Raw genomic sequence first — 25,141 nt, 5'->3', positions numbered from 1 at the left:
CGAACCTCCTAGAACGCCGCGATACCGGTGATGGCGCGGCCGAGTATGAGGCCATGGACATCATGAGTGCCTTCATAGGTATTAACCGTTTCGAGGTTGATGGCATGGCGGATGACATGAAACTCTCCTGAAATGCCATTACCGCCGTGCATGTCGCGCGCAGTTCGGGCGATGGCGAGCGCTTTGCCGCAATTGTTTCGCTTGATAATACTGATCGCCTCAGGCGCGAGCGTGCCCTCATCAAACATGCGTCCAGCGCGCAAGGTTGCCTGAAGCCCCAATGAGATCTCGGTCATCATTTCGGCGAGCTTCAATTGCACAAGCTGCTTGGATGCGAGCGGCACGCCGAACTGATGCCGGTCTAGCGTATATTGCCGCGCAGCCTGCATGCAAAACTCGGCTGCGCCCATGCTGCCCCAGGCGATGCCGTAGCGCGCGCGATTAAGGCAGCTGAAGGGACCTTTAAGCCCCTCGACCTTCGAGAGCATCGCATCCTCGCCGACCTCGACCTCGTCCATCACAATTTCGCCGGTAATCGAGGCACGAAGCGATAACTTGCCTTCGATCTTTGGAGCCGACAGCCCCTTCATGTCCTTTTCGAGCACAAAGCCCTTGATCTTACCCTCATGTGCGTCGGACTTGGCCCATACCACGAACACGTCGGCGATCGGGGAGTTCGTAATCCACATCTTCGCGCCGGAGATGCTATATCCACCATCAATTTTCTTGGCGCGCGTCTTCATGCCGCCGGGATCCGAACCCGCATCGGGCTCAGTCAGCCCGAAACAGCCAACCCATTCGCCGGTCGCGAGCTTGGGTAGATATTTCTGCTTCTGTTCCTCGGTGCCGTATGCGTTGATCGGATGCATGACGAGGCTAGACTGCACGCTCATCGCGCTGCGATAGCCGCTATCGATCGCCTCGACCTCGCGCGCGACGAGGCCATAGCTGACATAGCCGAGCCCAGCGCCGCCATATTCGGTGGGGATCGTCGGGCCGAGAAGGCCCAGTTCGCCCATCTCCGACATGATTGCACGGTCAAAATCTTCGTCCAGATAGGCCTTCTGAACGCGCGGCAGCAATTGTTCGCGGGCGTAATTGTGCGCGGTATCACGCACCATCCGCTCCTCCTCAGTCAGCTGTGCATCGAGTGCAAACGGGTCCTGCCAGTCGAAGCTGTGCATCATATAGTCCTTACGCAAAAGCCAGCTCAGTCGGGAATGACGGCTGTCGCCTCGATCTCGATCAGCGCCTCGTCCTCGACCAGCGCAACCACCTGAACCACCGCCATAACCGGAAAAACACGGCCCATTATCGTTCGATAGATTTCACCGATGCGCTTCGCATTAGTGAGATAGGCCTGTTTGTCGGTGACGTACCAGGTCATTCGCACGACATGTTCAGGTTTCGCATCGCCCTCAGCAAGCAACGCGACCAGGTTAAGCAATATCTGCTCGAACTGGCCAGGAAGATCAGTCGCTAAGAACTCTTCCTCTGCGGTCCAGCCGACTAGTCCGGCGACAAAAATCTGGCGTCCGCGTGCTTCTATCGCGTTGGAATAGCCGCGCGGACGTGGCCAGCCTTCAGGTTGTAGGATTTTCATCGCCCCGCCTCCGCCAGCGCAGCGCGCGCGATGATGACTTTTTGCACCTCGCTTGCCCCTTCATAGATTCTGAGCGCGCGAACCTCACGGTAAAGCCGCTCGACCATATTGCCACTGACGACGCCTGCGCCGCCAAACAGCTGCACTGCCTTGTCGATGGTCGCCTGTGCGGTTTCGGTAGCATACAGCTTCGCCATCGCCGCCTCACGCGTGATCCGCACCTTGCCACTGTCCTTCGCCCATGCCGCGCGATAGACGAGCAGCGCGCTGGTATCATTACCCAGCGCCATGTCGGCCAGCGCCGCCTGGGTAAGCTGCATATCGGCGAGCGGTGCGCCGAACAGTATGCGATCTTTCGCCCGCTTCAGCGCCTCGTCAGTCGCGCGCCGCGCGAAACCCAGCGCCGCGGCGCCCACTGTGGGCCGGAAGGTGTCGAGCGTCGCCATCGCAATCTTAAACCCTTGCCCTATCTCGCCAATGAGGTGATCGTCCGGAACGACGCAGCCATCGAACCTGATCGTTGCCAGTGGATGCGGCGCGATCACGTCTATGATTTCGGTCACGGAGAAGCCCACCGTATCGGTCGGCAGGACGAATGCTGAGATGCCGCGTGCACCTTCCTGCTTTTCACCGGTACGCGCGAATACGGTCAGCAGCCCAGCAATAGGGCCATTCGAAATCCAAGTCTTTTCCCCGTCGATCCGCCAGCCACCATCAACGCGGCGCGCGGTAGTTTCCATCGCGGCGACATCCGATCCCGCTTTCTTCTCCGAAAGTGCAAAGCCAGCAATAAGCTCTCCACTTGCCACTTTTGGCAGATAGGCGTGGCGGACCGAGTCATGGCCGAACAGGCTGATCGCGCCAGTGCCGAGCCCCTGCATTGCCATCACAAAATCAGCGAGACCCGAATGATAGCCTAGCGTCTCACGCGCAAGGCAGAGTGTACGCACGTCCAGCCCTGCCCCCGTACCGCCGAAGGCTTCCGGCACAGCATGAGCGAGAATACCCGCATTGCCGAGCAAGTTCGCGAGCGCCTGACAATCGGCATTCACATCGCCGCTCTCAACATGGAGCGAGTCCCCATTTGCCGCGCACCAGTCTGTTAGTATGTCGTGAAATTGACGGTGACGATCTTCGAAAAAAGGCCAAGTCAGGTAGCTACTATCGGCCATTTCAGTTCCCCTCGAACTGCGGGCGCTGTTTCGCGACGAAGGCGTGATACGCCCTCTCAAAATCGCGGGTCTGCATGCAGATCGCCTGCGCCTGAGCTTCCGCCTCGATCGCAGTATCGAGCGGCATCGCCCATTCCATGTCGAGCTGGTTCTTGGTCATGCCGTGCGCGAAACTCGGCCCGTCGGACAGATTTTGAGCGAAGTCGGTCGCGTCGCCCAACAACGCGTCCGTCGCGCACAAGCGGTTGAAGAATCCCCAGCGCTCGCCCTCTTCCGCGCTGAACGAGCGGCCCGAATAGAGTAGTTCGGCAGCACGGCCATGGCCAATGATGCGCGGTAGGATAGCGCACGCACCCATGTCCGCGCCGGCAAGCCCGACCCTCGTGAACAGAAACGCGGTCTTCGCGTCGTGAGCAGCGTAGCGGATGTCCGAAGCCATCGCGAGAATCGCACCTGCACCCGCACAGACACCATTGACCGCCGCGATGATTGGCTGCGGACAACTCCGCATCGCCTTTACCAGATCGCCGGTCATTCGCGTGAACGCGAGCAAGCCCGGCATATCCATTTTGGTAAGCGGTCCTATGATCTCGTGGACGTCGCCGCCGGAGCAGAAATTGCCGCCAGCTCCGGCGATCACCACCGCCTTCACCTTATCAGCATAGCGAAGAGCGCGGAACAGGTCGCGCAGCTCGGCATAGGATTCGAACGTGAGCGGGTTCTTGCGCTCGGGCCGGTTGAGCGTGATCGTTGCCACCTTATCTGCAAATGCATAGGCGAAATGGTCAGGACTATAATTTTCTGGATCGAAACTGGTCATTGTTGCCTCACATGATTTCGCCGCCGGCTACCACGATGGCTTGGCCGGTCATCGATCGCGCCGCATCTGACGCAAGCCATAATATGGTTTCAGCCACTTCCTCGGGGGTGATCAGTCTCCCCTGTGGGTTTGCACCGGTGAATGTAGCCATCGCCTCTGCTTCGCTGCGTCCCGTCTTCGCTATTATGTCGCCCACGGCATCGCGAATGATGTCGGTTTCGGTGTATCCTGGACAAACGGCGTTGACCGTGATCGGCGTATTGGCGAGCTCGAGCGCCAGCGATCTCGTCATCCCCAATAGCGCATGCTTGGTCGCGGCATATGCGCTGACATAGGCATAGCCCTTGAGCGACGCCGTACTGGCAATGTTTATGATGCGTCCCGATTTCAGGCTGCGCATGCCCGGCAACACCTGGCGGCAAGCATGAACTGCGCCGAGAACATTTGTTCGCCAGAGCGCATTCCAGACATCATCCCCGGTCTTCGCAAATGGTGCGGTCCGCACAATGCCCGCCGCATTGACTAGCATCGACGCAGGTCCATTTCGCGTGAGGGCATCGGCAAAGGCATTGCCGACCGCCGTTTCATCGCCGACATCACAGGCCACTGGTAAAAGTGCGTTGCCGCATTCCCTGCTCGCGCGTTCGAGCCGATCGAGCGCCCTGCCCATGATCGTAACTTTGTCGCCAGTCGCTGCAAGGGCGCGGGCAATCGCGAGACCGATCCCGCTTCCTCCACCGGTAACAATGACATGGCGCCTATCGCTCATGATTGCGCCGCGATCTGTGCCGCCCGCGCAAAATTACGCCGCATCTGCGAATATCCGCTTTCATACTGAACCGGCACCGGCGCATCGTCGAGTTGCTGCTCGGCCGCAGCGCGGATCGTCCATGCGGGGTCCATCAGGTGTGGACGAGCCAGTGCGACTAGATCGGCGCGCCCCGCCGCGACGATTGAATTGGCATGATCAACCTCGTAAATGTTACCTACCGCCATGGTCGCGACGCCAGCTTCATTGCGTATCCTGTCTGAGAAGGGCGTCTGGAACATGCGGCCATAAACAGGCTGCTGGTCCTTGCTGACCTGCCCAGCCGACACATCGACCAGATCGACTCCGACATCCGCGAACGCGCGGCCAATTTTCACCGCCTCGTCGGGTGTGACGCCATGCTCACCCATCCAGTCATGGGCCGAGATGCGCACCGACATCGGCTTGTGGTCAGGCCAGACGTCTCTCATCGCCTTGAAGATCTCGAGTGGATAGCGAAGGCGATTTTCCAGACTGCCTCCAAATTCGTCAGATCGCTTGTTTTGTACGGGGCTGATAAAACCGGAGAGTAGATAGCCGTGCGCACAATGAAGCTCGACCATGTCAAAGCCTGCAGTTTCTGCGCGACGTGTCGCCGCGACAAACTGCTGACGAATTTGATCCATGCCTTCTCGGTCGAGAGGTGTCGGCTTCTGGTTTACTTCATCCCACGCTACATCCGAGGCAGCAAAAAGGGGCCAGTTGCCGATATCTAGCGGCTGATCCATCCCTTCCCAACCGATCCTTGTCGATCCTTTCGAACCGCTATGCCCGAGCTGCAGACATATGCGAGCACCCGGCGTGCGATGGACGAAATCAGTAATCCGCCGCCAAGCCTCGGCTTGCTCGTCATTCCACAGTCCAGTGCAGCCGGGCGTGATACGACCCTCAGGTGATACGCAGGTCATCTCGGTGAAGATAAGCCCCGCTCCTCCGAGCGCGCGCGCGCCATAGTGCACCAGATGAAACTCGTCGGGTATTCCGTCGATCGCCGAATACATCGCCATCGGCGACACCACGATCCGGTTTCGAACCGTCATGTCGCGTAGCGTGAGTGGTAGGAACATAGGTGGGACCGGTTCCTCTACGGGGCGACCGAGTGCGGCCTCCGCCAAATGTCGCTCCAATTCGGCCAGCCAAGCCGGATCGCGAAGGCGCAGATTCTCATGGCTTACTCGCTGACTGCGCGTCAGTAGTGTGTACGCAAACTGCATGGGCGGCATATGCAGATAGCGATCGAGGTTTTCGAACCACTCTGTTGAATTACGGGCGGCGTTTTGCAGCTTGAGCACCTCAAGCTGGCGTTCCTCGCGATAATCAATCAGCGCCGCATCAAGTTTAGCTTTTTGGTCAATGTTGGGGCGGTTCATCACCTCAGCAAGCTTGATCGCATCTTCCAACGCCAGCTTCGTCCCAGAACCAATCGAAAAATGCGCAGTGTGTGCCGCATCACCCAGCAGAACGATATTCTCGTGGCTCCAGTGCTCGCATATAATTCGCGGGAAATTGATCCACGCAGACCCCCTGATGTGCCCTGCATTGCTCATCAGCTCGTGACCGCCAAGATGATCTTCGAAGATTTCTTCGCACGCTCGGCATGTCTCTTCTTGTGTCATGTTGGCGAAGCCAAATGACTCAAACGTCTCAGGTTCGCATTCTACGATGAATGTCGCTGTATCGCGATCGAATTGATATGCGTGCGCCCATATCCAGCCGTGCCGCGTCTTGCGAAATACGAATGTGAACGCATCGAATTTCTGTCGCGTACCCAGCCACACGAAATGATTGCGCCTCATGTCGATATCGGGACGAAAATGCTCTTCATATCGTCGACGCAATTTGCTGTTCGCGCCATCGGCGGCAACGACAAGATCATAGCCAGATAGGAAATCTGCGTCCGGTTCGACCTCGGTAGCAAATTCCAGATTGACGCCTAACTCCGAGGCGCGCTCCTGCAGAATATTAAGAAGGCGTTTGCGCCCAATTCCAATGAAGCCGTGTCCCCCTGAGCGAACCGTGCTGCACTCATCGCCATCCTCAACATGTACTGCGATATCGTCCCAATGAGCCAGTTCATCGATCATCGAACGCGCACTCGGCTCATCATTCAAGACGAGCTGTTCCATTGTCTGATCTGAAAAAACGACACCCCAACCAAATGTGTCGCCCGGCTGGTTTCGTTCGAAAACGGTGACGTCGTGCTCCGGGTTACGCAACTTCATAGAGATCGCAAAATAGAGGCCTGCCGGCCCACCTCCGATGCACGCGACTTTCATGAGCGAGTCTCCAACGTCCGATGCGACGATCTCACCGTAGCGAGCAGGAGTGATATATTTCAAGCTTAAAATGTTTTCTCCCAACTCAGATTGCGGTGAGCAACAGGCATTCCCCTGAATCGTCGAGTTGGAATGGTATTAGGTCGTACCGACTATGCCGCATCCACAGGTGCACAAAGCGGTGCACTGGACCGGTACACAAATATGTAGCACACGCTTTGAAGGGGCTATTATAAACCGCAGAAAACCGTCACTTTTTGTGATCGATAAAGTGGGTTCGAATCCTGTCTCCCCGACCATTTTTTCTTCCCGGCCAAATCGCGACCTACGTCATTTCCCTTCGCTCATCGAGACGGGACTTTTCGCGGCTGTCGCCAGCTGCTCTTCGATCCTTGTGAACGCGGAATGGAGTCCGCTGTCGTCGTCAAGCACATCGGTCGCGTAATAGGCGACACCGGTGCCGCGCTTGCGGTCGATCCACAGGCCGGCTTTCAGGCCATAAGCGCTTCCGGCATGGCCGGCACGCGGCACTCCATCTGCGAAAGGATCGTCGTGACATCCCTCGACGGACGTTGCGAGCGTCTGACTCGCAAGGCCGTAGCGACAAATGAAGCCATCCTGCGTATCGCCATTGCTGCCGTCGAAGGTCCAGACCGGGGTCAGCAATGTGTGGATCGATCCGGGGGACAACAGGCGCACCCCATCGACCTTGCCATTGCCGAGCAGCATCCGGCCGATCTTCGCCAGCCCCTTCATCGTGATCCGCAATCCTCCCTGCGGGGAGAAGATCGCGCCGTTACTGCCGGGCGACCACCTCGCGGCAATGTCGCAGCTTCCGTCCTGCGCGGGCGTTACCGGGCACTCAGGCATCACACCGTGATTGTCGTCCTTGACCGGCACCGCTTCGCGATAGAGGACGACTGCGCGGGCGGCAAAATCGCTGTTGCAGGCGATCCAGTTGAAGCAGGCCTCGATCCCCAGCGGCTTCAGCACGATCCGCTTCACCAGCAGGTCGAACCGCTTCCCGGTCGCCTTTTCCATTACCGCTGCGATGACCGGGAAGTTGAAATTGGTGTAGCGGAAATAGGTACCGGGAGCATGGTCAGCATCCCAGGCCGCCGGATTGGCGAGCACCTTTTGCATGTCTGAGTCGAGCGGTAGAACATAGTCGATCGTATCCGTCAGGCTCGAGCGATGCGACAGCAGCAGCCGCAAGGTGATCGGGACATCGGGGAACGCAGGGTTGCGCAAACGCCAACCGAGTGTGCGCGACACATCGGCATCGAGATCGAGCTTGCCCTGCTCCACCAGTCGCATGACCGCAATCGATGTGATCAGTTTCGAGATCGAGGCGACCCGCACCGGATCGTCGACGCTGACAGGTCTTCCGGTCCGCAGATCGGCAATGCCAGACGCTTTCACTTGCTCGATTCCCGATCGATCGAAACGCACCCATACCTGCGCAACCGGATCCTGCCGTTTCGGCTCCTTAGCCACTTCGCTCGCCGTGGCGTTGGCAGGTGCCATCAGCAAGGCCGGAACAAGGGCCAGCGCTGCAATTCGCCAGAACACATCCATATCTCCCTGAGCCAGATCGCATGCGATCGAACGCTGCGCGGTTGCACCGAATATGCCTGTTTTGCCTGTCGCACAGTAAGGCCATTTTACGCTTGCGCCGGACCTGTTGCCGCAAAAGCACGATTTATGCTGTCCAGGCGAGCCCAACTCCTCAAATTTTTCGCATTTTTCGTATTTATTACAATGATATAATTTATCTCAATGCCGCTGGGTTATGGGCACCTGAAATACAATTATACCGGCTTGCAACAGTGCTGATATCTAATGCAGAGTGAATTTTTAAGGCACTCAGGGGGTCTTCATGCGTACAATTACTTCTCTCAGGATCGGTCTCGCGACAACTTGTGCATTTGCAGCCATTGCGGCCTCCGCACCGGCGGTGGCACAGGATCAATCGGCAGATCAGGCGACGTCGGCCCCCAGCACCGAGATCAGCGACCGGACGATCGACGACAATAGCCAGCCGGCATCCGGTCAGGAAATCGTCGTTACCGGTTCGCGCATTAAGCAGGATCCCACCAACAGTGCGCTGCCCCTGAAGATCTTCACATCTGAAGATCTGACGCGCGAAGGCATCAACAGCCCCGAACAGCTGATCTCCTACCTCGCCTCGAACGGTAACGGCGCGGACAACCTTGCGTCCAACAGCGACGTCACCAGTGGCGCCCAGCGCGGTACGAACGGCCTTTCGGCCGCCAACCTGCGCGGCCAGGGATCGGCATCGACCCTCGTCTTGCTGAATGGCCGCCGCGTCGCCGCACACGGCCTCACCGGGTCGGCGGTCGACGTCAACCAGATCCCCTTCGCCGCGCTCGAACGTGTCGAAGTGCTCAACGATGGCGCTTCCGCGATCTACGGAACGGACGCAATCGGCGGCGTGATCAACTTCATCACCAAGACCGATTTTCAGGGTGTGTCCGCATCGGGCTACAGCGATATAACTCAGGAAGGCGACAGCCCAATATACCGTCTTACGGGCACCGTCGGCTACGGCGATCTGGACAAGCAGGGCTTCAACATCATGGCCTCGGTCAGCAAGAGCTGGAATGGCATCTTGCGCGGGTCCGATCGTGCGTTCGTCAACGGCAACCAGCCCAACAGGGGCCTTTCCATCGATACCCGCGGGACGCCGATTGCGACAATTTTTCCAAATGGAGCCAATGCTATTTTCGCTCCAGACGGCAGTCTACTGAGCGGCGCGGACCTCACAGTTCCGGGCCAGACATTTCAGGCGACAGGTGGTGTCAATACACTCAATCTGCCGGGCGGAGCCGGATGCGAGTCCTTCGACGGGGGCATGGCCTACGATTACGAACTTTGGGCAAATAATCCTGCGTATTACGCTTGCGCTTGGGATACCGGTCGAGCCGCGGTCCTGCAGCAACCTATCGACACTTTGACGTATTATAGCCGTGCGACCGTTGCGATCGGTGAGCACAGGATTTCAGCCGAATTCACCGGTTCGGACGCGACTTCATCGAAGATATTTTCTTCCAACCAGTACGCCGGCAATACGAGCACAACGCCGCTCTATTACCCGCTGAATTCTAATACAAAGACGACATATGACAGTGTTTACGATCAATTGGCGGCGGTCTTCCCGTCAATTGGTGCGGTGGGTGATCGAACTGTTGATAATGTTGGCAACTACGGCAGACCAATTGCCTATCGCTGGCGCTGCACCGCTTGCGGACCGCGCGAATATATTACCAACACCAAGACCTATCGCGCAGGACTTTTTGCTGACGGTCCAATCGCTGGTGATTGGAATTACAACGCAGGAATTTCCTATGCGCGAAGCGAATCCAATTCCGTTCTCGGAACCGGTTATTCCTACCGCGGCATTTTTTCGTCCCAATCGCGTGCTGACGCCTCGGGCGTAGCGGGGGCAATGCGTGGAGATGTCGACCCACGCGCTCCAACCGCCCCTGGCGCGTCTGAGCCCGGCATCATCGGCCTGCTCAACAGCGGTTTGATCAATGTTTTCTCCGACACGAAAACGCCGGAAGAACTCGCTCTTCTCCAGTCGGTTTCCGCCGACGGCACGGTGTTGTACGGCGGCATATACGATGTCTGGCAGGGCGACGCCTCGGTTTCCGGATCGTTGTTCGAACTGCCGGGCGGCATGGTCAAGCTCGCAGCCGGTGTTGATTGGCGGCGCGAGAGCTATACCTTCAATGGCTCGCCCGATGCGGCCATCGACCAACCCGAGATCTTCAACGTGGCATTCGACAATGCCAATGCGCTGCAGGACAAGACTCGCACGGTCAAGGCAGCTTACGCAGAATTGCAAATCCCGCTTTTGAGCGTGCTAGAATTGAGCGCGGCTGGCCGTGTGGACGACTATTCGGGTTTCGGTAGCACGTTCAATCCGAAATTCTCGGTCAAGTTCACGCCCACCAACTGGCTGATGTTCCGCGGATCGTACGGGACCGGTTTCCGCGTCCCGACCTTCAACCAAATCTACAATGCCGTCAGCCAGAGCCCCAATCCGGGTAATACGCTGGTCGATCCGACCACCTGCCCCGGCGGCGCGGTAAGTTCGGCGCCCGGCTGTGCCGCGATCACACCGGACACGCTGTTCGGTGGCAATCTCAACCTCGGGCCCGAAACGTCCAAGCAATATTCGGTCGGAGTGGTCTTCCGCCCGGCACGGCGCTGGAGCGCAACCGCCGATTTTTGGTCGATATCGGTCGACAATGTGATTGGTGCTCTGACGTTGCAGCAGGCTCTGGACAATATCCAGTACCTAGACCCGTCGCGCTTCACGCGAACCAATGGAGTGCTGACGCTCGTCGATCTGACCTACGACAACATCGGATCGCGCAGAACGAAAGGCATTGACGTGTCATTCCGCGGCGGAGCGGATTTGTTCGGGGGAAGCGTCGACATCGGACTGGATGGCACCTGGCTGCTGGAAAAGAAGCAGAAACTGTTCCCGACTGCACCTTACGAAGACCAGCTGGGAGTATTCACCTTTGCCGGGGATCTCGGCCTGGAGTGGAAGCACAACGCCTGGATCAATTATCGCAAGGACAACTTCACTTTCACCTTCTCGCAGATTTTCCGCAGCGGGTATGAGAACCAGGAGCTTCCCGGTGTTGCGAATGGCACCGTGTCGCCACCGGACTTCAACCCGCGGGTGAAGCCCTACATCATCTACAACATGACCGTGTCCCAGCAGGTCACGAAAGCATTCAAGATCACAGCCGGGATCAAGAACGTGTTCAACACCGACCCGCCCTTCGCGATCACCTATGACAGCAACACCGGCGCGGGCAGCTCGTGGGAGCCGCGTGTAGCCGATCCTCGCGGGCGGTCGTTCACGATCCTCGCTCAGGTCAACTTCTGATCGCACGATCAGTCAGGAGGAACAGGCGTCGGGGTTATCGCCCCGGCGCCTTTCTTTTTGCCTAAGTGCGCAGCGTTAGGGAGCGCACTTAGGCAGTGATGAAATAAGCTAGATCGGTCGCTACCCAGAATGGCTCTGAGAACATTTTTTACTGCTCAGGAGCTTCGCCCCGCTGCAAGCGCGCGACCGACGCCGTAACCGTCAGGTTTGCACTGGCGCTGGCAACGGTACGGGTCATATCGAGCAATCGGTCGAAGGGCAGGACGAAGCCAATGACCAGCGCGGTCTGAGCGGGCGAAATGCCGACCGAGGCCATCACCGCTGCCAGCATGAACAGCGATGCCGAGGGGATCGGTGCAGTACCGAAAGCGGCCAGAGCGCCAGTGACGAACACGATCCCAAGCATCGCGGGATCAGGCACCACGCCCAGCGACTGAATAGCAAAAACGCTGAGCAGGCCGACATACATCGCCGTCCCATCCTTGCCGATGCTTGCGCCGATCGGCAGCACCGTGGAAGCGACACCGCGAGGTATCTTCATGTCCTCCAGCGCTATCCGCAAGGCGATGGGAAGCGTCGCTGCGGAGGATGCTGTCGAGAATGCCACGATCAGCGCGTCGAGCGCATCGCGGAAAAACTGTGGGATCGAACGCTTCGCCAGCAGCGCGATCATCGGCATGTGCACCAGCACGATCTGTGCAATCACGCCCAGAACCGTGCATAATGCCAGCAGGCCGATGTTCGCGAACACCGCCACGCCGTTCTGCGCCACGGCATTGGCGATCAATGCGAAGACACCATAGGGTGTCAGCTCCATTACCAGCCCGACCAGCCGGAACAACACGCTGGCTGCGGACTGGAACAGGCGCGCAAGCGGTTGTCCTTCCTCCCCCGCCAGCACGATGCTGAAACCAAAGGTCATGGCGAAGAAGATGATCGCCAGCATATCGCCCTTGAGCAAGGCATCGACGATGTTCACCGGGACAATGCCCATCAGCTGATCGTAGAGCGGCTTGGGTTCACCCAGCACATGGGCTTGCGCACTGCCGATGGCAGCCCCGGCCCCTGGATGGATCGTCAAACCCAGCGCCATTCCGATGGCAACCGCGCAGGCTGTCGTTGCGGCGAAAATCAGCAGCGTCCGACCGCCGACCGCGCCAAGGCTGCGTGGATCGGCCAGCGCCGTGACACCGGATACGATGCTGACGAAAACGACCGGGACCACGAGCATCCGGATCAGCCGGACGAACAGGTCACCGGCAAAGGCGATCCACGGCGTCGCGTTCGGCCACAACACGCCCATCAGCACGCCGCCGACGAGGCCCACCAGTACCCGCCGCCACAAGGGCCAGCGCTGCCATTTCGTGAATAATCCCATCATCGCCCTCCGCTCGCGTGAATGGCAGCGCTTGGCAAGCGCTATCGGCTGCGCGGCTCCCCCCAAAAACCCGTTGCCGGGCCGGTGAGATAGCCAGCGTCTCCCCCGACACCGCCGGCCCTGTCGTGCGCCAGCCATAGCGGGCCATCTAGATCGACGAAGGAGCAACGTGCAGCCAGCACCAGCGCAGGTGCGATGGATAGGGAGGACGAGATCATGCAGCCGATCATCAACTCCATTCCCCTCGCCTTCGCGGCATCTGCCAGCGCGAGCGCCGCCGTCAGCCCGCCCGCCTTGTCGAGCTTGATGTTCGCAACACCGTATCCATCGGGCAGGCTGCCGATGTCCGCGACGGTGTGCAGGGATTCATCCGCAGCAACAGGGATACGCGAAAGATAGCCTTGCAACTCGGCGTCATCTGCAGATGGCAAGGGTTGTTCGAGAAGGCCCACCCGCAGTTCGATCATCAGGTCCTGCAGGCCGTCAACTTCTGCCATCGACCAGCTTTCATTGGGATCGACAATCATCTTCGGTCCGGGTGCTGCCGAACGAACGGCAAGCAATTGCGCCGCAGGATCACTGGCGTCGACCTTCACCTTGATAAGTGGAACATCGGCCAAGTCCCTGGCCGCTATCGCCATCCTGTCCGGCCGATCCAGCCCCACCGTCATCGCAGTTGCGATGCGCTCAGGGCGGGGCAAGCCAAGGGCAGAAAAAATATCCTGCCCGGACAAGCGCAGTTCGAGATCCCACAGGGCGCAGTCGAGGGCATTGCGCGCCGCGCCGGCGCGCATTGACCGGAGCAAGTCATCCCGCCCGGCGCCGGCCTCGATCGCTTCACGCTGCTTGCCGATCGCCGCGACGGTCGTCTCGACGGTTTCGTTATACCGGGGATAGGGAACGCATTCGCCGCGCCCGACCACACCGTCCTGCTCGACCATTGCAACGACCACGTCGGCTGCACTCTTCACCCCGCGCGAAATGCGGAACGGGCGGGAAAGCGGCAGGGATTCGCTGGCAATGGTCAGTTTGCGGCTCATGACATGCTGCTACGCGGCAACCTCTACCGATGACTTGCCACTCTCCAGCAGACGGTCAAGAATGCTGTCAACGCCCATACGATAAGGATCGCTGCATGGCAGTTGCACTGCCGCGCCAATCGTCTCGCAAGCGCGTCTGGCGCTGTCTTCGTCCATTGCCGATGTGTTGAGCGCGACGCCCACCGCACGCACGTTCGGGCTGGTGAGACGCGCCGCCTCGAGGTTGGCGGCAAGACATTCGGCAACATCGGGCAAGCTGCGTCCCGGTATACCGCGCAAATGCGCGCGCGAAGGATCATGGCACATCACCAAGGCAGCAGGCTGCGCGCCATGCAGCAGGCCCATGGACACACCTGCGAAGGATGGGTGAAACAGCGATCCCTGCCCTTCGATCACGTCCCAGCCATCGTCATTTCGGGCTGGTGCAAGCTGCTCGATGGAGCCGGACATGAAATCGGCCACGACCGCGTCGAGCGGGACGCCGTTGCCCGACACCAGAATGCCGGTCTGACCGGTCGCCCGGAAATCCGCCGAAACGCCCCTCGCCCGCAGTCCATCGACGAGGCTTAGCGATGTGTACATCTTGCCGACCGAGCAGTCGGTTCCGACGGTCAGCAGGCGATTGCCTGCTCGCGGGAAGCCCGTCCCGACCGGAATGTCGCTCGCCGGTACGCGCACGTCGTGCAGGGTCCTGCCGTGTTTCAGTGCGGCTTCGGCAAGGCGGGGCTCGTTTGCCAGGCGCTGGTGCAGCCCAGCAGCAATATCGAGTCCAGCCTTGAGAGCAGCGAGCGCATCCTCGATCAACGCTTCTCCAAGCTTTCCTCCGGCATTGGCCACACCGAGGACAAGCGTTTTCGCACCAGCCGCCACCGCCTGTTCAAAGCCCATGCGCGGCAGGTTCAGTGTCAGCGCGCAATCTTCATGGCGGAACTCACCGACGCAGACATCCGGACGGAAGGCCGCAATGCCGCGCGAAGTCTTCACGTCGGCAGGATCGGCCGAATCGCCGAGATACAGCAGATAGGGCGTGGGTATGGTCATCGTATCGCTATCCCCCAACAGGCCACAAAGCCTATCGCGATAGTGCGGCTGCGCCCATACAACGCACGCCCCCGACCCTATAGCTTGATCCTATGGAATCGTCCTAGAGTTCCTCCATCACCTCTGCCAGCAGGGAGAGAAAATCCGTCGCAGCATGGGGTGGTGGTCGGTTTTCCAGATGCACCGCATTGACGTTGAAGGTCAGTGCCGGTTGCAAAGGCCGGTTTGCGAGCCCCGCGGCGAGCGAGGCTTCGGCGGTGAAATTGTCAACGATGGCCATACCAAGCCCCGCGCGGACCAATGCGGCGGCGATGTAGTACGTGCGGGCGGAAATCGTTTCGGTCAGGCTTACATCCAGCCGGTCGAGTTCGGCTGCAAGCATATCGCCGATCGGGCCACTCTGGACCGGGCTGATGAAGTTGCGATCGCGCAAATCCTCTAGATGAATGCGTGGCGGCGCGTCGGGATAATCCTCTTCGCGGAACAACACGACCAGCTCGCCCTCGCCGATCACCTGGTGCGAGACTGGGGCGGAGGCAGGCACGTCGAAGCTGATCGCGATATCGGTTTCGCGTTCGTAGAGGCGCCGCAGGATCTCGTCATGATGCGAGGTCTGGAGATCGAACAATATGTGCTCGTGCCCCGCCATGTAGCGCGCCACCGCTTCGGGGATCGCGCCAAGCCCGAGCGACGGCAAAGCGGAGATGCGCAACACGCTGCCCTCGCCCTGGCGTAGGTTCTGGCAAGCGCGCCGGAACGAACGCACGCGGTCCTGAATGTCGGACACTTCCTCGAACAGGGTGCGTGCATCCTGCGTGGGCACCAGACGACCTTTTGCCCGCTCGAACAGCGGCAAGCCGATGGACCTTTCCGCATGGCGCAGGACCTTGGTCACCGAAGGTTGCGACACATTCAGTGCACGCGCCGCCGCGCTCACCGTGCCGTGCAGGTAAACCGCGTGGAAAATCTCGATCTGGCGCAAATTCATCGACTACCGACCTTACATGCTCATTGACGATCCCAAGCACGGCGGACATTCCGGCAGGCTATGCCGGGCCGCAAGCCCTGATATGGACATTACCCCCACTTTCGCGGAACTTCGCAGGGGAAATGAACAGGGGCGCGTCCAGCCCTGCCCAGCCGGAGTTTTCGACTTGCCCTTGATCTCAGCCCGTCACCGCGGACCCTTTCACGCTTCGATAGCCGTCATCGCGATCGGCCTCCTCGGCGGGATCGCAGCGCATGCCGCGCCATCGCCAACAGTCGACGTCCTGATTGAAGGCGGCACGATCTACGATGGCAGCGGGAAAGCACCTTTCGTCGGAGACGTTGCGCTGGTGGGTGATCACATCACCTATGTCGGGCCCCATCGCGCGATCGAGGCAACCAAAACGATCAAGGCCAAGGGCATGATCGTCACCCCCGGCTTTATCGACGCGCATACGCACGCCGATGTTTTCCTTGAGGCCCCGACCCGGGCCGAGCGGGTCAATGCCGCCTGGCTCGATCAGGGGGTCAGCACCGTGGTGGTTGGCGTGGATGGCGGAGGCACGCCCGATGTCACGGACTACGCCAGCAAGCTGACGAAGGCGCGGGTCGGCACCAATGTCATTCCCTTCGTCGGCTTCGGAGCCGTGCGCAGCCGTGTTCTGGGTCAGGCCGATCGTGCTCCGACTGCGAAGGAACTGGGTGAGATGAAGCAGCTCGTCGCCAACGCCATGTGTGAGGGCGCACGCGGCTTTTCTACGGGCCTGTTTTACGCCCCGCAGAGCTTCGCCAAGACAGATGAAGTGATCGCGGTGGCCAAGGAAGCGGCCAAGCGTGGAGGAATGTACGACACCCACCAGCGCGACGAATCATCCTATACGATCGGCTTGCTCAACTCGGTCAAGGAAGTGCTGCGCATCGGGCGTGAGGCGGGAATGCCGGTCCATTTCGCGCATATCAAGGCACTGGGCGTGGACGTGCAAGGCGAAGCGCCGCAGGTGATCGCCCTGATCGATGCCGCGCGCAAGGAAGGCCTCAAGGTCACCGCAGACCAATATCCTTGGCTGGCCTCCGGGACGAGCGTCGATGCCTCCTTGCTTCCGGTCTGGGCCAACGATGGTGGCAGCAAGGCTTTGGCAAAGAGACTGGACGATCCGTTACAGCTGGCGAAGATCAAGAAAGCCATGGTCGAAAACTTGCGCCGACGTGGCGGGGCATCGTCGATGCTGCTCACCTCGCAGGATGAGCCATGGACCGGCAAGACGCTGGCACAGATGGCCGAAGTCTGGCGGATTTCGCCGATCGATGCGGCGGTGAAGATCATGCGCACAAGCCTCGCCAAGGGTGGCGGCGGGATGGATGTCGCATCCTTCAACATGGCCGAAAGCGATGTCGAGCTGTTCATGAAGCAACCGTGGGTCGTCACCTCGTCCGACGGATCGAACGGCCACCCGCGCATGTTCGCGACCTTCCCCAAGAAGTATCGCAAATATGTGCTGGACAACCACACGCTGACGCTCGGCCAGTTCATTCGCCAGTCGACCGGCAAAACGGCGGACATCTACGGCATCGAGAAGCGCGGTTATCTCAAGCCGGGTAATTTTGCCGATGTGCTGGTGTTCGATCCCAAGACCTACGCACCTCGCGCCACCTATGTGCATCCGCGCGAACTGAGTGTCGGGGTCAAGGCGCTGTTCGTGAACGGCAAGCTGGCGGTGTCTGACAGCAAGACGACAGGCGCCACCGCCGGACGTGTGCTGTTGCGCAAATCGGTGCCTGATTGCCCCTGACACATTTCCCGCAACCGGAGCCGGAATAACCACCGGCTATGGCCCACCTTCGCCTATCTATTCGCGCGGATTGCGCCGCTGCCCCTAGCATTGGCAGAAGTTTTGCCGTGACCGGAGCGCATTGGATGCAACGAAGATCGATGTTGCTCGCTTCTGTTGGCATGATTGCTGGACTGAAGGCAGGGGGAAGCATGGCCGGTACTACGGGACACGCTGAGGGTGGCCACCTGCTCGCGGGACTGCACGGAAAAATCCATATTATCGAAGACGAGCGCGGAATTCCCCACGTCCGCGCCGAATCGAAACGAGACGCCTTCTTTGCGCAAGGCTATCTCGTTGCTCGCGACCGGCTGTTCCAGATCGACCTCGATCACCGCCAGCAGCTTGGGCGCATGGCCGAGGTGTTTGGTCCCGCCTTCCTTGCCGGAGATCGCGCTGCGCGGCTGTTCCATTATCGCGGCGATGTGAATGCCGAGCTGGCAGGTATTCCGGATGAAGTGCGCGAATGTGTTGGCGGGTATGTTGATGGCATCAATGCACGCATCGCAGAGACGCGCGCGGATCCGAGCCTGCTTACGCCAGAATATGCCATTCTCGGTATCACGCCGCTGATTTGGGATTTGCGCGAACTCGTCACCATCCGCGGGCTCGCGACAAGCAATGTCGACGACGAGATCCGCCGCGCAATGCTGGCTGCGCGCGACCTGCTGGAATACGACAATTACCTCGAACCGCTGCGCCCGGCACACACGTTGACCGTGCCCGAGGGGCTGGACGTCCATGCCGTCAGCAAGGATGACCTCGGCGTTCTGGGCGATTTGCAGGCACCATCTTTCGAGCAGCCGCAACTCGCCAGCCTCGACCGCGCAGCCATGCTGTCAGACCTTGCCAACCAGGGCAGCAATGCGTGGACGGTCGCCGGATCGCACACCGCCACCGGGCGGCCGATCCTCGCCAACGATCCGCATCTTTCGATCGGCGGATTCAGCCCGCGCCACGTCGTCCACCTGACCGCACCGGGTCTGGATGTAATGGGCGCTGGCTATCCCGGCCTGCCCGGCATCATGCAGGGTCACACGGACCGTTTTGCCTTCGGGCGAACCAATTTCCATATCGACCAAACCGACCTCTATATCCTCGACACGAAGCCCGACGACCCCGGTCGTTATTATCGCAACGGCGAATGGGAGGCGTTCGATACCTTCGAGGAGCTCATTTCAGTCAAGGGCGCCACGGCCGAGACCGTCACCATGCACTATGCCGATGGTCGACCGGTGATCGCTGACGAGCCAGACAAGAACCGCGCGGTCGCGGCCGCCACCGTCAGCATGTTGCCGGGCGCGAATATGCGCTTCGCCATCGTCGCGATCGACCTTGCGCATGGCTGGGACGATTTGCTGGAGGCGTTCAAGCTCCATGTCTCGCCCACCAATCTCCACTATGCCGACGTGGACGGGAATATCGCCTGGCACGCCATCGGTTTCACACCGCGTCGCAAAGGCCACGACGGGCTGTTTCCAGTTCCCGGAGACGGGCGGTATGACTGGGACGGACTTGTGCAGCTCGACGAGATGCCGAGCATCGTCAATCCCGAGCAGGGCTGGATCGCGTCGGCCAATGCCTACAATGTTCCGGCGAGCTACCCGATCAAGGAAAAGCCGCTCAGCTTCACCTGGAACGATCCCTATCGCCATGATCGGATCGCGGAAGTGCTGAGCAAGCAGGACAAGCACTCGATTGCCGACAGTATCGCCCTGATGCACGATGTGCAGTCCTTGCCTGCTCGTGCGTTCAAGGCATTGCTTCCAGCGCAACCTACACCCGACGCACAAGCGGCAGCCGATATGCTGCGGGCTTGGGATTGCGAGATCGGCACGGACAGCGCCGCTGCGCTGCTCTATGAAATGTTCCTGCCGGAAATTCGGCGGGCATTGCATCAGGCGATCATCCCGCAAGCAGCGCAAGAGCTGGTCCCGACAATCAACCTCTCAGTCATGCTGGACGTGTTGACGAATCTCGATCCGCGCCTTGGCGATCAGCCTGCGGCGAAACGCGATGAGTTGATGAATCGCGCCCTCGCCGCAGCATGGGCAAAGGCATTCGAGCTGGCAGGAGACGACCCGAAAAAATGGCGCTGGGGCGATCTTCATCGCGTCGAAATTACCCATCCGCTCGCGCCAGTGTCTGGTATCGCCGAGACCTTTCCGGCCATCGACGGCGGTCGCTCGGGCGGAGATGCCACCACGGTGATGGCCCGCGGATTGCGAGCACAGCATGGGTGGGACGTCCGGCATGGCGCCAGCTTCCTGTTCGCCGCCGATGTCGGCGATTGGGATCGAAGCCGCTTCCTGCTGCTGCCCGGTCAGTCGATCGATCCCGCATCGCCGCATTATCGGGATTTCTATCGACCGTGGCTCGACGGCGATATGCAGCCGATGGATTTCAGCCCCGCAGCCGTAGCAGCGAGCCGCAATAGCGAACTTCAGCTTATCCCAACATCCAGCTGACTGCTGCCTGCCTCAATTGGCAGCGGCAATTGCCAGCAATGATGCGTCCATCGCAGCGATGGCAGCCCTCTCGCCTTTGGGCGGGATGTCGTTGGCGAAGATCGACAAGACGAGCGTCTGCCCGCTCGCGCCCGGCATATAGCCCGAAAGTGCACGTGAGGCGTTGATCGACCCGGTCTTGGCGCTGATCTTGCCGTCGAGCGGCGTGTCCCTGAACCTCCGCCCGAGCGTTCCGTCCTCACCCCCGAGCGGCAGGCTCGCGCGCCATGCCGCACTCCACGGCTGTTTGACGATCCACCGCAGCAGGGTGACGGTCGTCCGGGGTGTCACGCGATTATAGGACGACATGCCCGAGCCATCGGCGAAGTAATAACCGCCCTGCGGCACGCCCGCTTCCGTCAGTGTCTGCGTCAACTGAACTTCGCCATCGGCGATCGAACCGCTGCCGACGATCTTGCCCAGCCGCCGCATCATCAGCTCGGCATGGAGGTTCTGGCTGACCTTGTTGGTCAGGTGGACATCCTCGGCCAGCGAGGGTGCGGGCAATTGTGCCAGCATCGGCAGTTGGGGTGTGGCGGGAACCGGAGCATCGCCACGCGTTTCCGGATCATCAAGTGGCGATAAAGGGCGATGCCGCGTGAGCACCCGGCCCCTCACCTTGACCCCGCGCGCCTCGAGCAATTGCTTGAACCGAAACGCTGCATATTCCGCCGGATCGTCGATGCCGAGGTGCACCACATCGGGCTTGGCACCCGCAGCAACCGTTCCTGATATTCGCAACACGCGGCTACCCGGCATTCGCCACAAGCCGATATCCGACTTGTCGCCAGCGACCGTCTGCGCATCGTTCTGCAAGGTGAAATAGCCATCCCCGGCAACTCGCGGTAGCTTCGCCACGGCGCCCGGCGTCACCGTCAGCGCAAACTCATTGTTGTCCAGCGTCAGAGCCGAAATCCCGGTGCCCCATGTGAACGGCATATTGTTCCAGCTCATCCCCGGACTCCAGCGGTCATCGGGATAGAAGGTGTCATCGCCAATGATATCGCCAACATGCCGAGTGCGTGCGGCGATGGCATCGGCCAACGTCGCAAGGCAATCCTGCGTGCAATCGGCAGCCGAAGAGAGATCCGGATCACCGCGCCCCTCGATCACGACGTTGTTCAACCCATGGCTTCCCCGTTCCAGCCTGACGCCGGTGCCCTGCGCGCTCGCTTGCAGCGCGGGGAGCCGCGCATAGGTTGCCGCAGTGGTGAAGACCTTGGTGTTCGACGCGGGCATGAACCGCTGATCGGGTGCGATCGAGATGACCGGTTTCCCATCGAGCGTTTCGACCAGCAGCCCGAAACGCGTGCCCGCCGGGGCAGCCGCCAGGATCGCCTGCACTTTTTGCAGCAGCGCCGGGTCCTGCGCCTGTGCAGGCAAAGCTGGCGCAATGGGAGCGCTCGGGCCGTCGGGCGAAGGTACTGGTGATGTCTGGGCGAAAACGGGCGAAAGGGCGAACAAGGCCGTCGCGGCGAACAGGGACAGTTTGCGCATGAGCGCTATGCTATCGCCTTAGGCGCTAATGGCGACAGCGGAATATTGCCGTATCCCCCATAACCGCAAGCCATGGCGCAACGCGCAGGCATCGTACCGGCGATTGCGTCGAAGCGCCGCTGGGGATACTCGCAGTGGCTCATCACACAGGCAACGGGCAGACCATGGCGCGCTATTATCTGGGTTTCGATGCTGGCGGCAGCAAATGCCGGGCGCGATTGATCGATTCCGACGGGCAGCAGATCGGCCATGGCGAAGGCGGCCCGGCCAACACCTGGCTCGGCCTCGATGCGGTGCATGAGCGTCTGCTGGAAGTCGGCGGTATGGCGCTACGCATGGCCGGACTGGATGAAAGTGCTGCGAGCGAAATTGCCATGGGTGCAGGGGTTGCCGGGCTATCGCGTCCGGGAATGCGCAAAGCGTTTGCCGAGCTGTCCTTTCCCTATGCCTCCTGCGCCTTCGACAGCGACGGGATGATCGCCAATCTTGGCGCGCACAGCGGGGCGGACGGCGCGATACTGGTAATCGGCACCGGCAGCATCGCCCATGTCCTGCACGAAGGGAAAAGCTTCTCCATCGGCGGGTATGGCTTCCCCATCTCCGACGAAGGCAGCGGCGCGGCGCTTGGCCTCAGCGCCATGCGGCACGCCTTACGCGCGCTCGACGGGCGGACCAAGCCGACCCCACTCAGTAGCGCCGTCACCGCGCGGTTCGGGCATGAAGTCACCCGCGCCATCGCGTGGATGGATGACGCAACCCCCACCGACTACGCTGCCCTCGCTCCGCTGGTAATGGATTTCGCCGAAGCTGACGACGAGATCGCTCGCTCGATCGTCGAGGACGCGGTGCTGCATATCGAACGGTTTATCGAGACGATCTTCCAGCGCGGGGCGCAGCGTTGCTCACTGGCGGGCGGTCTTTCGCAGAGGATGCGGCCATGGCTGCGCGAACGCACCGTGGCCCGACTGGTGCCGCCCAAAGGTGATCCGCTTGACGGGGCACTTTATCTGGCGGGCTATCGCGGCAACGCGCCCTAGAGCTGTTCCTCTCCGGCGATCCAGACCTGCCTGACGCGAAATTCCTCGTCGAGGTGCACCAGATCGGCCGCGAGACCAGGTACGATCGCACCGCGTTGCCGATCCATCCGGAGAAATGCCGCGGGATTGGCGCTGGCAAGCTGCGACGCTTCGGCAAGCGTCAGACCGAGCATGTCCATCGCATTGCGGAGCGCCAGATCCATCGTCAGCGCCGATCCGGCGAGCGTACCATCCTCGCCGCGAAGTGTGCCCTCAGCGACCGTAATCGTCCGACCTTGCAGGTCGAATTGCTCCAGATCGGTTCCCGCCGGCGGCATGGCATCGGTCACCAGCATCGCCCCATCGAGCCCGCGCGCCGCCAGCGCCACGCGCAGCGCCGCAGGGTGCACGTGCGCGCCATCGACGATCAGACCAAAGCGGCTGTTGCGGTCCTCCAGCGCCGCCCCCACCATGCCCGGCGCACGGCTCTGAAACTGCGTCATCGCGTTGAACAGATGAGTGAAACCGTCGAGTCCTTCATCCAGCGCGGCCCGCGTCTGCGTGTAATCGGCGGCGCTATGACCTGCCGCGACGATCAACCCTGCCGCGCGCAGACGGCTGACCGTACCGGCGACAACACACTCGGGCGCTAGCGTTATCAACCGCGCCCCGTTTCCAGATCGCGTGAGGACGGCGAAGGCTTCTTCATCCAAGGGGCGCATGAAGCGCTCGGCATGAATGCCACGCCGTTCGGTGGAGATGAACGGACCCTCTATGTGCAGGCCGAGCACACCTGGCACGCCTTGTGAAATCGCATCATCGGTCGCCACAATGGCGCGTTCGATCGCGACAAGATCGTCGCTTATCAGTGTCGGCATTATCCCGGTGGTGCCGAATTTCCTGTGCGCCACTGCGATAGCCGCGATGCCATCGACGCTGGGCTCGTCATTCAGCAGCACCCCACCGCCGCCGTTCACCTGCGTATCAATAAAGCCCGGCAGCAAGTACCCGCCGCCCAAATCGATTTTCTTGCCGGAGCTCGTACCCACGTCAGCGATGTGAGAGCCTTCGATGGCAACCGAAACTGCCTTGCGAACGCCATCCGACGTCACGACTGTCGCGTTCTCGAGGGTGAAGCTGCTCATCGTGTACGGGTGACCTTGGAGAGGAACGGAGGTTCGTCCGGGTTGAGCCCCAGCTTGCGCGCCAGAGCCTCAGCGAAGCGGTAATAGCTGGCGATCATGCCGATGGCCGTGACCGCCGGATCGCAGGATTGCGCCACGGGCAGCTTGATTGTGGCAGGCGCCACTGTATCACCGGTCCCGGCAGCGATCACTTTTGCGCCGCGCTCGGCAAATGCCGCAAGCCTCTCGGCAAAACCGCTGACCGCTTCGTCCGATGGCGCAAAAGCAAGGATCGGGTCCCCCTCCCCCACCAGCGCCATCGGCCCATGAGCGACCTCTGCACTGGAAAAGCTTTCTGCGTGGATCTGCGCGGTTTCCTTGAACTTGAGCGCCGCCTCCGCAGCGATCGGCCAGGTGAGGCCACGTCCGAGTACCAATATCTTGCGCACGCTGGCGATGGGGTCGAGCGCCTCCTCCCAATCCATCGACCATGCTTCGGAGAGCGTAGGCCCGATACCTTCAAGCCCTTTCGTCAGTTGGGCATCCTCTCCCCAATGGGCGGTCAGCTGCGCGATAGCCGTCAGCGAGGCGATAAAACTTTTCGTCGCAGCCACGCTCTTTTCCGAACCGGCGTGCAGCGGGAACACGATATCCGCCTCCGCGGCCAATGGCGAAGCCTCGTCATTGACCATCGCGATCAGCAGTGCCCCTTGCGCACGCGCGGCACGGGCGGCTTCGATCAGGTCCGGGCTCTTGCCCGATTGCGATATTGCCAGCGCCAATGCCCCCGCGACCTTGGGCGAGGTCTTGTGATAAAGCGTCGCCAGCGAAGGCAACTGGCTCACGATGGGAATTCCGAGCCGGGTTTCGAACAGTATCTTGGCGAAATTGGCCGCGTGATCGGATGATCCGCGCGCGATGGTCAGCGCAAAGGGCGGGTCGAGCTTGCGCAGGCGTGCGCCGACATCCGCCATGGCTGACGTGTTCGCCGCGATCTGCGCTGCAACGATATCGGCAGCGCTTTTCGCCTCCGAGAACATCAGGCTGGGAGTATCAGGCATAAAGGCGACCTATACTTGTTTGCGGCAATGATGGATTGGCTTGCGCAGCGCG

The 25,141-nt window shown here is 60.6% G+C and carries 18 protein-coding genes; 4 read left to right on the top strand and 14 right to left on the bottom strand.

The genetic code is table 11. The features are described 5' to 3' along the window. Nucleotides 1-8 precede the first annotated feature (8 nt). From GRI58_RS10605 to GRI58_RS10575, 7 genes are all read right to left on the bottom strand, one after another. The gene (locus GRI58_RS10605; RefSeq protein WP_160753602.1) at nucleotides 9-1,184 is read right to left on the bottom strand and encodes an acyl-CoA dehydrogenase; all 1,176 of its coding nucleotides are present in this window, start codon (nucleotides 1,182-1,184) and stop codon (nucleotides 9-11) included. A gap of 26 nt (nucleotides 1,185-1,210) precedes the next feature. After that, nucleotides 1,211-1,603 carry a RidA family protein gene (locus GRI58_RS10600; RefSeq protein ID WP_160753556.1) on the bottom strand — a complete coding sequence of 131 codons (393 nt, stop codon included), beginning with the start codon at nucleotides 1,601-1,603 and terminating at the stop codon, nucleotides 1,211-1,213. Continuing rightward, nucleotides 1,600-2,775, bottom strand: coding sequence for an acyl-CoA dehydrogenase family protein (locus tag GRI58_RS10595; protein ID WP_160753555.1), 1,176 nt, complete (start codon nucleotides 2,773-2,775; stop codon nucleotides 1,600-1,602). Before GRI58_RS10595 ends, GRI58_RS10600 begins: the two co-directional genes overlap by 4 nt. Before the next feature lies 1 nt (nucleotide 2,776). After that, a complete protein-coding gene (locus tag GRI58_RS10590) occupies nucleotides 2,777-3,595 on the bottom strand; it encodes an enoyl-CoA hydratase family protein (RefSeq protein ID WP_160753554.1) in 819 nt (272 codons plus the stop codon). Nucleotides 3,596-3,602: 7 nt separating this feature from the next. Continuing rightward, complete coding sequence (locus GRI58_RS10585) at nucleotides 3,603-4,364, bottom strand: SDR family NAD(P)-dependent oxidoreductase (RefSeq protein ID WP_160753553.1); 762 nt, start codon at nucleotides 4,362-4,364, stop codon at nucleotides 3,603-3,605. Beyond that, on the bottom strand, nucleotides 4,361-6,742 hold the full coding sequence (locus GRI58_RS10580; RefSeq protein WP_237452240.1) for a bifunctional salicylyl-CoA 5-hydroxylase/oxidoreductase: 2,382 nt from the start codon (nucleotides 6,740-6,742) through the stop codon (nucleotides 4,361-4,363). Before GRI58_RS10580 ends, GRI58_RS10585 begins: the two co-directional genes overlap by 4 nt. Before the next feature lie 267 nt (nucleotides 6,743-7,009). Continuing rightward, on the bottom strand, nucleotides 7,010-8,251 hold the full coding sequence (locus GRI58_RS10575) for a serine hydrolase domain-containing protein (RefSeq protein WP_337190952.1): 1,242 nt from the start codon (nucleotides 8,249-8,251) through the stop codon (nucleotides 7,010-7,012). Nucleotides 8,252-8,558: 307 nt separating this feature from the next. Here GRI58_RS10575 and GRI58_RS10570 point away from each other — a divergent pair, with 307 nt between their 5' ends. Then, complete coding sequence (locus GRI58_RS10570; RefSeq protein WP_160753551.1) at nucleotides 8,559-11,609, top strand: TonB-dependent receptor domain-containing protein; 3,051 nt, start codon at nucleotides 8,559-8,561, stop codon at nucleotides 11,607-11,609. Nucleotides 11,610-11,757: 148 nt separating this feature from the next. On the opposite strand, the gene GRI58_RS10565 is transcribed toward GRI58_RS10570, so the two are convergent. The 4 genes from GRI58_RS10565 to GRI58_RS10550 form a co-directional block, all read right to left on the bottom strand. Further along, the gene (locus tag GRI58_RS10565; protein ID WP_237452239.1) at nucleotides 11,758-12,990 is read right to left on the bottom strand and encodes a dicarboxylate/amino acid:cation symporter; all 1,233 of its coding nucleotides are present in this window, start codon (nucleotides 12,988-12,990) and stop codon (nucleotides 11,758-11,760) included. A gap of 38 nt (nucleotides 12,991-13,028) precedes the next feature. After that, nucleotides 13,029-14,027, bottom strand: coding sequence for an N-acetyl-D-Glu racemase DgcA (gene dgcA / locus GRI58_RS10560; protein ID WP_160753550.1), 999 nt, complete (start codon nucleotides 14,025-14,027; stop codon nucleotides 13,029-13,031). Nucleotides 14,028-14,036: 9 nt separating this feature from the next. Next, nucleotides 14,037-15,068 carry an N-acetyltransferase DgcN gene (dgcN, locus tag GRI58_RS10555; protein WP_160753549.1) on the bottom strand — a complete coding sequence of 344 codons (1,032 nt, stop codon included), beginning with the start codon at nucleotides 15,066-15,068 and terminating at the stop codon, nucleotides 14,037-14,039. Between the two features lie 103 nt (nucleotides 15,069-15,171). Further along, a complete protein-coding gene (locus tag GRI58_RS10550) occupies nucleotides 15,172-16,056 on the bottom strand; it encodes a LysR family transcriptional regulator (RefSeq protein ID WP_160753548.1) in 885 nt (294 codons plus the stop codon). Nucleotides 16,057-16,072: 16 nt separating this feature from the next. Here GRI58_RS10550 and GRI58_RS10545 point away from each other — a divergent pair, with 16 nt between their 5' ends. Both GRI58_RS10545 and GRI58_RS10540 read left to right on the top strand, forming a co-directional pair. Then, nucleotides 16,073-17,845: an N-acyl-D-amino-acid deacylase family protein gene (locus GRI58_RS10545; protein WP_237452238.1), complete on the top strand. Its 1,773-nt coding sequence runs from the start codon at nucleotides 16,073-16,075 to the stop codon at nucleotides 17,843-17,845. Between the two features lie 161 nt (nucleotides 17,846-18,006). Further along, nucleotides 18,007-20,352, top strand: a complete 2,346-nt coding sequence (locus tag GRI58_RS10540) for a penicillin acylase family protein (RefSeq protein ID WP_237452237.1) — start codon at nucleotides 18,007-18,009, stop codon at nucleotides 20,350-20,352. A 12-nt stretch (nucleotides 20,353-20,364) separates the two neighbouring features. Here GRI58_RS10540 and dacB read toward each other — a convergent pair whose 3' ends face one another. Continuing rightward, on the bottom strand, nucleotides 20,365-21,888 hold the full coding sequence (dacB, locus tag GRI58_RS10535) for a D-alanyl-D-alanine carboxypeptidase/D-alanyl-D-alanine endopeptidase (RefSeq protein WP_160753547.1): 1,524 nt from the start codon (nucleotides 21,886-21,888) through the stop codon (nucleotides 20,365-20,367). Nucleotides 21,889-22,052: 164 nt separating this feature from the next. Between dacB and GRI58_RS10530 the strand changes: the two genes are divergently transcribed. Then, on the top strand, nucleotides 22,053-22,925 hold the full coding sequence (locus GRI58_RS10530) for a glucosamine kinase nucleotide-binding domain-containing protein (protein WP_160753597.1): 873 nt from the start codon (nucleotides 22,053-22,055) through the stop codon (nucleotides 22,923-22,925). Here GRI58_RS10530 and nagA read toward each other — a convergent pair. Next, complete coding sequence (gene nagA / locus GRI58_RS10525; protein WP_160753546.1) at nucleotides 22,922-24,049, bottom strand: N-acetylglucosamine-6-phosphate deacetylase; 1,128 nt, start codon at nucleotides 24,047-24,049, stop codon at nucleotides 22,922-22,924. The genes GRI58_RS10530 and nagA overlap by 4 nt on opposite strands. Continuing rightward, complete coding sequence (locus tag GRI58_RS10520) at nucleotides 24,046-25,089, bottom strand: SIS domain-containing protein (RefSeq protein ID WP_237452236.1); 1,044 nt, start codon at nucleotides 25,087-25,089, stop codon at nucleotides 24,046-24,048. Before GRI58_RS10520 ends, nagA begins: the two co-directional genes overlap by 4 nt. Nucleotides 25,090-25,141 lie beyond the last annotated feature (52 nt).

This window comes from Qipengyuania algicida (assembly GCF_009828025.1).
Taxonomy (GTDB): Bacteria; Pseudomonadota; Alphaproteobacteria; order Sphingomonadales; family Sphingomonadaceae; genus Qipengyuania; species Qipengyuania algicida.
This window is presented reverse-complemented; position numbering and strand designations above follow the sequence as displayed.

Bases quoted from the DNA above. Each gene is read 5' to 3' on its own strand.
- GRI58_RS10605 (WP_160753602.1), bottom strand. From the start codon at position 1,184: ATGCACAGCTTCGACTGGCAGGACCCGTTTGCACTCGATGCACAGCTG.
- GRI58_RS10600 (WP_160753556.1), bottom strand. From the start codon at position 1,603: ATGAAAATCCTACAACCTGAAGGCTGGCCACGTCCGCGCGGCTATTCC.
- GRI58_RS10595 (WP_160753555.1), bottom strand. From the start codon at position 2,775: ATGGCCGATAGTAGCTACCTGACTTGGCCTTTTTTCGAAGATCGTCAC.
- GRI58_RS10590 (WP_160753554.1), bottom strand. From the start codon at position 3,595: ATGACCAGTTTCGATCCAGAAAATTATAGTCCTGACCATTTCGCCTAT.
- GRI58_RS10585 (WP_160753553.1), bottom strand. From the start codon at position 4,364: ATGAGCGATAGGCGCCATGTCATTGTTACCGGTGGAGGAAGCGGGATC.
- GRI58_RS10570 (WP_160753551.1), top strand. From the start codon at position 8,559: ATGCGTACAATTACTTCTCTCAGGATCGGTCTCGCGACAACTTGTGCA.
- GRI58_RS10565 (WP_237452239.1), bottom strand. From the start codon at position 12,990: ATGATGGGATTATTCACGAAATGGCAGCGCTGGCCCTTGTGGCGGCGG.
- dgcA (WP_160753550.1), bottom strand. From the start codon at position 14,027: ATGAGCCGCAAACTGACCATTGCCAGCGAATCCCTGCCGCTTTCCCGC.
- dgcN (WP_160753549.1), bottom strand. From the start codon at position 15,068: ATGACCATACCCACGCCCTATCTGCTGTATCTCGGCGATTCGGCCGAT.
- GRI58_RS10550 (WP_160753548.1), bottom strand. From the start codon at position 16,056: ATGAATTTGCGCCAGATCGAGATTTTCCACGCGGTTTACCTGCACGGC.
- GRI58_RS10545 (WP_237452238.1), top strand. From the start codon at position 16,073: ATGCTCATTGACGATCCCAAGCACGGCGGACATTCCGGCAGGCTATGC.
- GRI58_RS10540 (WP_237452237.1), top strand. From the start codon at position 18,007: ATGATTGCTGGACTGAAGGCAGGGGGAAGCATGGCCGGTACTACGGGA.
- dacB (WP_160753547.1), bottom strand. From the start codon at position 21,888: ATGCGCAAACTGTCCCTGTTCGCCGCGACGGCCTTGTTCGCCCTTTCG.
- GRI58_RS10530 (WP_160753597.1), top strand. From the start codon at position 22,053: ATGGCGCGCTATTATCTGGGTTTCGATGCTGGCGGCAGCAAATGCCGG.
- nagA (WP_160753546.1), bottom strand. From the start codon at position 24,049: ATGAGCAGCTTCACCCTCGAGAACGCGACAGTCGTGACGTCGGATGGC.
- GRI58_RS10520 (WP_237452236.1), bottom strand. From the start codon at position 25,089: ATGCCTGATACTCCCAGCCTGATGTTCTCGGAGGCGAAAAGCGCTGCC.